General features: G+C 54.8%; 6 protein-coding genes. 1 reads left to right on the forward strand and 5 read right to left on the reverse strand.

Annotated features, from left to right (window positions below; translation table 11 throughout):
• Positions 1-308 precede the first annotated feature (308 nt).
• Positions 309-3311 carry a cyclic nucleotide-binding domain-containing protein gene (locus J7382_RS19760; protein ID WP_247745137.1) on the reverse strand — a complete coding sequence of 1001 codons (3003 nt, stop codon included), beginning with the start codon at positions 3309-3311 and terminating at the stop codon, positions 309-311.
• 256 nt (positions 3312-3567) lie between these two features.
• Between J7382_RS19760 and J7382_RS19765 the strand changes: the two genes are divergently transcribed.
• Positions 3568-3972: a DUF3307 domain-containing protein gene (locus J7382_RS19765; protein WP_209070708.1), complete on the forward strand. Its 405-nt coding sequence runs from the start codon at positions 3568-3570 to the stop codon at positions 3970-3972.
• Between the two features lie 5 nt (positions 3973-3977).
• On the opposite strand, the gene J7382_RS19770 is transcribed toward J7382_RS19765, so the two are convergent.
• From J7382_RS19770 to J7382_RS19785, 4 genes are all read right to left on the reverse strand, one after another.
• On the reverse strand, positions 3978-4772 hold the full coding sequence (locus J7382_RS19770; RefSeq protein WP_209070709.1) for a MaoC family dehydratase: 795 nt from the start codon (positions 4770-4772) through the stop codon (positions 3978-3980).
• Positions 4759-5973, reverse strand: coding sequence for a beta-ketoacyl-[acyl-carrier-protein] synthase family protein (locus tag J7382_RS20250; RefSeq protein ID WP_209070710.1), 1215 nt, complete (start codon positions 5971-5973; stop codon positions 4759-4761). Before J7382_RS20250 ends, J7382_RS19770 begins: the two co-directional genes overlap by 14 nt.
• Positions 5970-6248 (reverse strand): phosphopantetheine-binding protein, encoded by a 279-nt coding sequence (locus J7382_RS19780; RefSeq protein WP_209070711.1) that lies wholly within the window; start codon positions 6246-6248, stop codon positions 5970-5972. Before J7382_RS19780 ends, J7382_RS20250 begins: the two co-directional genes overlap by 4 nt.
• 167 nt (positions 6249-6415) lie before the next feature.
• Positions 6416-6808, reverse strand: a complete 393-nt coding sequence (locus tag J7382_RS19785; RefSeq protein ID WP_209070712.1) for a rhodanese-like domain-containing protein — start codon at positions 6806-6808, stop codon at positions 6416-6418.
• Positions 6809-7114 lie beyond the last annotated feature (306 nt).

Genomic DNA, 7114 nt, shown 5'->3' on the forward strand with positions numbered 1-7114 from the left:
TGCGCCTCAGCGCCGCCGGTGAAGGGGGTTCTAAGGTTATCACGCAGAACCCGCAAGCGCTTTTTCAAACAAAAACCACCTTTTTTCAAAAAATCTCAAAAATATAACAATATCAAGGGAATAGACAAAGGCACCTTGCAGGCCAAATGGACTTAGCACCACCTTACTTGCCGAACCTTTCAGAAACCGAACTTATCCACAGCGTTACCCACAGACTCACCTAGCGCGCGCCAAATCCGTCGTAAGATTCCACCTAATTCTTCGACATCCTCTTAAAAATTGCATCTCAAGAGAGGAGCACCGCTTTCTCAGGTGTCGCCACTACTCTGCTTTGGGGCACCAACATAGCCAGAAACCGCCTGCAAAATACGAAACGCTGTGGAGGCATCATTCTCGATCACAGCCATGAACTCGCTTTCCCCGAGGCGCAGCATTTCCAAATCAGTCTTGGCATACATATCCAAGGCACGCTTTTCCTTTCGGATCAGAGCAAGCTCCCCAACCAGCGCCCCTCGCCCCGCTTCTGCCACGAGATGAGTCTGGCCATCCTCTGTGCGATACCCAAGCCCGGCTTGCCCCTCCAAGATGAGGTAAGCCCCATCAGAGGGATCATCCCCCATGTGAAAGACATAATCGCCCTCGCTGGCCTGATGCCACTGCGCACCGAAAGCCAGCAAGCGCATCTGACGACGAGACAGGCCCGCAAACATATCCGCAGACGTGAGCGCACGCATCTTACGCCGCAAATCCGCGCTGGCCGCATTGTCTGTATCTTCGAAGCTGGCCGCAACGCCGTCTTTCAAACGGCCATGCTCCAATTCAAGAACCATATCGAAACTGTCAGCATCTTCAAAATCTTCTTCCAAGAAGATCATTGTAGTATCCGGCAAAAGCGTGCGCAGATTGGCAATGGTATCGGCGGCCTGCCCGTCTTCATAGGCCGCCAAGCAACGATTTAGGATCAAAACATCGGGCTTCTTGATCGCTGCCCGGCTGATCGCCAAGGGTTCAGCAAAAGCTCCGGGTAACCCTGCTCCGCCTATGCCAGTTGGCACAGCGAATAGTAACTCAGCGACCTCTTGCTTCACCCCCGCTTCGTTGAGTGTTTTGGCCACGATATCGCGCAATTGCTCACCGCGAGGGCCTGCCGCAGCGGTCAACTTGCCATAAATCGCGTTTTCCAAAACCGTTAAGCCCGACGCAAACCGGTCTTCTCTCAGCGGTGCAAAATAAGCCGAGAGCCACTCCGATAGTTTTTCGGCCTCATTATGGCGCAGCGACAGAATTGTCTCTTTAAGGTCATCCCCAAAACCTGGGCCAATCCGCTCAGCAGAGACTTCAAATGGCAACTCAATCATCTGTTCCAATTCGCTGCGTTCCATTTGAGCCAGACCGACGTCGCGACTCTTGCGCGCAAGTTCCACATTGCGGCTGAACGTGTCCACGCTCAAACCAAGCTGCTGGAACAGCGGGTGATCTGTGCCATCCATCCCAAATGTTTGATTGAGCATTTCAATGACTTCGCGCGACATACGCAGAATACCGTCCTCGATGCCGAGCTCATGAAGCAAATCTAAAAAGGCCCCAACACCGCCTGTCTCCGGATCCGGCGCATCTGTGCGCAGCGTGGCAAAGAACAGGTTCGAGGCAACTGGCAACGCCGGGTTATACAGCTCGGGATCAAACCGATAATAGGCCTTGTCGAGCCCCGCCGCAGCCAGAGCGTTGCGAATTTTCGGACGTAACGACACAATGGTCTGCGCCAGCTCCGGATGCTCCGCTTCAGTAAAGGGCTGATCCAAACCGCGGCGGAACAAAGCTGAGCCGGCACCGGTGGCATCCATCAACCGAACCCACCAGTCGTGCACCGCATCCTCGCTGTCCATATCTGCCAAAGAGGGATCCAGCCAATCTGAATATAGCCTGTCCGCACTGTTACCTGTTCGTGCGCTCTCATAAGCCCGTTTCTTTTCTTCGGCTTCCCCCCTCGGATCCGGCAGATCGACAAGAGGTTGACGCTTAAGCGGCATAAGCACGTTGTCACCAAAGGTCCCCTCAAAAACGTAAGGGGCTGGATCAGCGTAGCCTATCCGGGTTGCAATCACCCGCTGGTGCAATTCATTGAGACGCTGCCCCCCAATGGAAAGACTGCCGCTCACGGGCGTTATCTCACGCGTAAAAAGCTCCGCAATTGCCCTGCGCTCTTCTGCATCTTGGGAGCGAACCCCAAGCACAGTACCCTGCGGAATCGTCGTCGTAATGTTTTCAAGCACAGAGTCGCCATCGTGATCGCGCACAAAAACTTCGTTGAGGACGATCTCTCCGCTCAGCCGCGGGATGGTCTTGGGCTCGTCCTCTATTAAGGCCTCATCAACCATGCCCGAAGGTTCAAAACGGTCGCCAATCAGATGCCAACGCACAGAGAGGTCGGAGACGCGATTGTAATAGTTCAACAATTCCTTCCACGGAGAAGAGAGATCTTTATAAGCCGCAAGCGCAGCAACAAGGGCCCCAAGTGTCACTTGGCCCCGGATGACCAGAAGCCCCCCAACAAGATAGAAAAAGAACGGCGTGAGCTGCGTGATGAAGTTATTTAGAAACTTCATGAAGAACTTTTTCTTGTAGATGTTCAGACGGATCAGAAACAGCGTACCAAGGCGTCGTGTGATCTGCGCCATGCGAAAGCGCCAGCCACCATTGCCACGCAGTTCTGGCGTCCCGGTCGCCGTCTCGCCTATTTCAGCAGCCAAGTGGCGCACTTGCTGAATCCGATCTTTGTTCAGCAGGTTTATCTGTCGTTGAAGTTTGGGAATCAACCACGCCTGCAAAGGAATGAGCGCAATCGCCGCCAGACCGAACCATACATTCTGCAGAAACAGAAACGTCAGAATCGTCAGCATTTGCCCAGCCTGCATCACAGGCAAGCTGATGGCATCCCCCATCATCCCCCCCAACGGCTCGGATTCCGCCGTGATCATCGACACAAGCTCCCCCTGAGACGTGCGACGCAAATAAGGTTGCGGGAAGCGTGTGATGCGCGAAATCAACGAAAACCGATAGCGACGCAACATCCGTTCAGACAGCACGCCCTTCATCGTGTTGATGCGCATCTTCATCAGGCCGTGGCCCAAAACCGTCAGCAAGAACAGCAAACTAAGCATGATCAGGAAATTTTCCTGCGTCATCTCATAATTGAGCACATCGATGAAATCCTGTTCCGCATCGATTGCATCGTTGATGATGCGTTTGGGCAGTTCCAAAGTGAGAAACTGCAAAGGAAAGAGGCAAGCTGTCATGAACAGCAATACCATCTGGTCTCGTTTTGAGTATTTCCAGATGAAGGAAAAAAGTGAGCGTTCTATGGCCCCAACTCCCACAGGTCAGCTTTGGGCGGCGCCCAGTCTTTCAGCAGATGCTACTCCTGCAGAGGTCGCCTGTTCAAACGCTTTCTTAAATAGATGCACCTAGTTTTCCCAGTGTCATCACGTGCGACATAAAACTGAGGTTTGCGAAGCCAGAGTTTCGCGGCTAGTCTTTGAGCGTGAAATACATCATGGGGCGGGGTCTATGGACCAAATCACGACCATACTTTTGCTGGTCGCGGCATTTCAGATCAAACATCTAGTGGCGGATTTCTTTCTGCAGAACGCCAAGATGATCATGGGGCGTGAGCGCTATTGGCATTTGGGACGCGCACAACATGCTGGCATTCATGCAACCTTTTCGGCGGTGATTTTGGCAGTGTTCGGCGCCCATCCCGGCATGATCATAACAATGGTTATCGCGGAGTTTATCGTGCATTTCCATATTGACTGGGGCAAAGCGAGATTCTCAGTCGATCGGAATCTGACACCGGACCAGCCCATGTACTGGTATGCAATGGGCACAGATCAGGCTTTGCACCAATTGACCTACATCCTAATGATCTGGGCCTACTATGCCTGCGTTATCTGGATGGACATACCTGCATAATACCCTCAAAATCGGGCGGAAAAAAAGTCCACAATAGCGTGCAGTTCCTCTCTGGGCCCCACCACAAAAACCCGCATTTTGGCACGCGGACCACCTGATGTCGGCGCAAAGATCATCGTGACAGGCTGCCCCGCCAAAGCAGGCGACAGAAACCGCGCGCGGACTTCTTCCATCCGAGCGATCTGCATCGCTTTACAGCAAGCCATTTCTGCAAGGATGCACAACATCATACCGGGCGCGATCACATCTTCAAAACCTGCGTGTTTTGCAGCCGTTCGGTCCACATGAATCGGATTCGCATCTCCAGCCAACGCCACATACTCTCCAAGCCTCGCAGCAGACAACGGCAGAGTTTGTAACCGCAAAGCCCCATCAGAGCATAATCGTCCATGAAAATGCGGGGCCTTGGTCGCCCGAACTGTTTCCTTCGGGACATAGCGCAGCCGTGTCTCCATTGCCTCTCCAGTCTCAGGCAATGTGACGTTGTATTGTGCTACATCGGAAGACCCGTTCACCTTCAGTGTGATAGCTTTACGGACTGAAGGCGTGTCGGGTCGGCAATCCAGAAACCTCTGGGTTTCATGCAATGTGCATAGCCCTTCTCGGGGCTGATCGCTGGTCAAGGCTGCCGCGAGTTCGGGCACCCCGAGTAAAAGCGCCATTGCAGAGGTTGGCACAACAGGATCGGTGGGCAGTCGCAGCAAGGATCGCCCCAGCACCACAAGTGCCTGCAGGTTTTCATCGGCAATCCCGGCGTTTAAATTAAACGCCCTATCAACTGAATGCTCAGCAATCATCATAGCGTTGTGCCACCAAACTTGCATTAATCCCACCAAACGCCAGCGAATTAGACATCACAGCAGAAATAGACACCGGTTTCGCCACGTTTGGCACCGGCTTGAGGCCAATCTTTGGATCCACCTCCGAAAAATTTATGGTTGGCGGTGCGCTTTGTCTCAACAGGGCCCCGATGGCAACAATCATCTCAAGCGCACCTGCTGCCCCTAAGGCATGGCCATGAATTGGCTTAGTTGAGGAGACTTCCAGCCCTTCCAGATTCTCTCCAAATACATCGCGCAGCGCCACAACCTCATTAATGTCATTCGCAACCGTTCCAGTGCCATGCGCATTCAGATAGTCGATGCGGTCCGGTGAAAGCCCCGCGTGTTTCAGCGCCATCCGCATACAAGCCGCAGCACGCTTCGGATCTGGTCGCAAGAGATCCCCAGCATCTGCATTTGTCCCAAAGCCGGTGAGCTCGCAGAGGATCTGCGCCCCCCGCTCCTGAGCAGCGTCTAGGCTCTCCACAACCAACACGCCAGCCCCTTCGCCAAGCATCATACCATTGCGATCCTTACTGAAAGGGCGGTTCTGCGTGGCCGTCATCACGCGCAGCAATTCCCAGATGCGAAATCCACCACTGACCAAACAGGCTTCCGCCCCGCCGGCAAGACAACGCTCCACCTGTCCAGACGCCACCATCTGCAATCCAAGGCCAATCGACTGGCTTCCGGCAGAACAGGCTGTTGCCAGACAAAACGCTGGCCCCATGGCACCAAACTCTATAGAGACCCAGCCCGCCGCCGCGTTGTTCATGATTTTGGGCACCGTCATCGGATCAAGGCGCATCGGCCCTTCGCGCCCGAACTTCAGGTAATTGGTATTGAGCGTTTCTGCCCCCCCCTGCCCTGAGCCAATCGAGACACCACAGGCTTCACCAAAGTGCTCTTCCCCAAGCCCGGCCTGCGCCACAGCTTCACGCGCGGCATGGAGCGCATATTCAACCACCGGATCGCGCATCTTATGGGGCTTGGGCCCGACAATTGCAGCAATGTCCTCTTTTGAGAGCCGGGCCGCCGTCGACACCCGCTGCTGCGGGAGATCTTCAAACTGCACAGGCTTTGCACCAGACTTCCCTGCCTGCGTAGCAGAAATCAACGCCTCAGCCCCCAAACCACAGGCCGAGACTGCGCCCATACCCGTGATAACAACCCGCCTCACGCTTCTGCAGTCTCTGCGGCTTGATGTTCCTCGATTTTGGCAATGGCCAAATCCAACAGATCCTGAACCGTCACCACATCGGTCAGCTCATTATCCATGGACACATAGGCGCCGTATCTTTCCTCAATCGCCATCAGGATCATAATGAAATCGGCTGACTGAATATCTAGCTCTTCAAGGGGCCGCTCGGCTGTGATTTCAGCACGGTCAACCATGCCCTCTTCGGCCACCATATCCAACAATTCACGGGTCAATGCGTCACGATCAGTGCTCATCGGCATCCTTCCAGTTTCAAAAGTCTTTTTAACAATAAACCCGCCTTAAATTGCGCGGACACTGAGAACTTTACGGGGGAAATACAAAAACTTCCAGATGGAAACTGGCGACAGGCGGCCCGTGAGGGAGAGAAAGCCCTCGACTGCCCAACCTGACGCCAGAAGACTTACATGCCCGGATCCACCGGCTCAATCACCGCGCCGCCGCCATCTACCCAATCCTGAAAGCCACCAAGATTGTGCACCTCACCATAGCCCATATCTTTGAGCAGCTTGCCCGCCAGCGCCGCACGCCCGCCAGAGGCACAATGTAAAATCACCACACGGTCCTTGCGCAATTCTGGATCATGAAACGGCGTGGCCGGATCGGCGCGAAACTCCAGCATACCGCGCGGAATGTGGTGGCTGCCTTCGGCCCGACCATTGGCATCAAGCTCCGGCGCATCCCGCACATCCAACAACAGCGCCCCCGCCGCCAACTTGGCCTGCGCCTCAGCAGTGGAAATTTTAGGCACAACCGCATGGGCGGCTTGCAGAAGGTCAGCGGCAGTGATGGGCATAGGGGCTCTCCTGAGATATTATATGCAAATCACGATATATGTGGGATCCCCCAGAGGTAAAGCCCCCTGCGCCCACGCAGGGCCGGCGAGGCCTCTCGCACTGGCAAAGACGCGGGGCCTGAGCGGTGAGCCGGAAAAGAAAAATCCGGCGTGCGGGAGGGGGACGCTTGCGAGAAGGCGCGGGACTGTTGGCGGAGGATGGAATTATTTTGTGGAGTGAGCGGCGTCTTGGAAACGATCCAGTGGACCGTTTCAGCCGCGAACGGGCGGAGCCCTGTGGGCGGAATGGGGGGGATGGGGGGGATG

Source organism: Shimia sp. R11_0 (genome assembly GCF_017744035.1).
Taxonomy (GTDB): domain Bacteria; phylum Pseudomonadota; class Alphaproteobacteria; order Rhodobacterales; family Rhodobacteraceae; genus Shimia; species Shimia marina.

Coding starts and splice junctions, on each gene's coding strand:
- J7382_RS19760 (WP_247745137.1), bottom strand. CDS start 3,311: ATGGTATTGCTGTTCATGACAGCTTGCCTCTTTCCTTTGCAGTTTCTC.
- J7382_RS19770 (WP_209070709.1), bottom strand. CDS start 4,772: ATGATGATTGCTGAGCATTCAGTTGATAGGGCGTTTAATTTAAACGCC.
- J7382_RS19780 (WP_209070711.1), bottom strand. CDS start 6,248: ATGAGCACTGATCGTGACGCATTGACCCGTGAATTGTTGGATATGGTG.
- J7382_RS19765 (WP_209070708.1), top strand. CDS start 3,568: ATGGACCAAATCACGACCATACTTTTGCTGGTCGCGGCATTTCAGATC.
- J7382_RS19785 (WP_209070712.1), bottom strand. CDS start 6,808: ATGCCCATCACTGCCGCTGACCTTCTGCAAGCCGCCCATGCGGTTGTG.